Consider the following 636-nt stretch of genomic DNA (forward strand, 5'->3'; position numbering starts at 1 on the left):
GAGTTTGAGTAATTCCAAATCTTTTTAATACTAAAATCAATTTTCTTTGCCACAGCGTAGTCATTTTCCAAATTAAAAAACCTATACTGTCATCTGCTGCGTCATGCTTAAAAGGGGATGAGTTAGACATTTTGACTCCTCTCAACCAATCGAGCTAATTGCTTATCCACTCCACTTGCTACATTTTCAGCAACCAGTTTCTTCCATAACCAAGATAGTCGACCTTCGATTTTTAGTGTTGATCTTATTTCCAATTGATTACCGTGTTCTACTAGTTCGTGAGAATCATACATTCTTGCAAGAGGGAACTTAGTCAAGTCAGTGAACATTGAGTTCTCTTTGACTTCTATTAGCTCTATGTTGATCTTTGGTCCTCCTCTAGGCTTAAATTTAAATACAGCCCCTGTTTTAAATTCGCCTTCAAGTTTTGCGTAATCAATATCATCTTGCCAGGTATGCCATTGGTTGACATCAGTCCACACTTTCCAAACTTTATCCGCACTTAATCCGTTAACGATCAAGCTTGTTGTTTTTATCCACACAATAAATTCATCTCAATAGTAACCTGGTTTACAATAATGGTAAACCGGGTTACTAATGTTGTAAACCATTTTTAGTGGCTTTGTTGCATAATTC

Annotated in this window: 1 protein-coding gene; it reads right to left on the minus strand. The window is 36.3% G+C overall.

The window, feature by feature from the left end:
• Window positions 1-122: 122 nt before the first annotated feature.
• Complete coding sequence (locus BCT81_RS02390) at window positions 123-542, minus strand: SRPBCC family protein (protein ID WP_157938835.1); 420 nt, start codon at window positions 540-542, stop codon at window positions 123-125.
• Between the last annotated feature and the right edge of the window lie 94 nt (window positions 543-636).

Source organism: Vibrio sp. 10N.261.52.A1, from assembly GCF_002876325.1.
In the GTDB taxonomy this organism is placed as follows: Bacteria; Pseudomonadota; Gammaproteobacteria; order Enterobacterales; family Vibrionaceae; genus Vibrio; species Vibrio chagasii.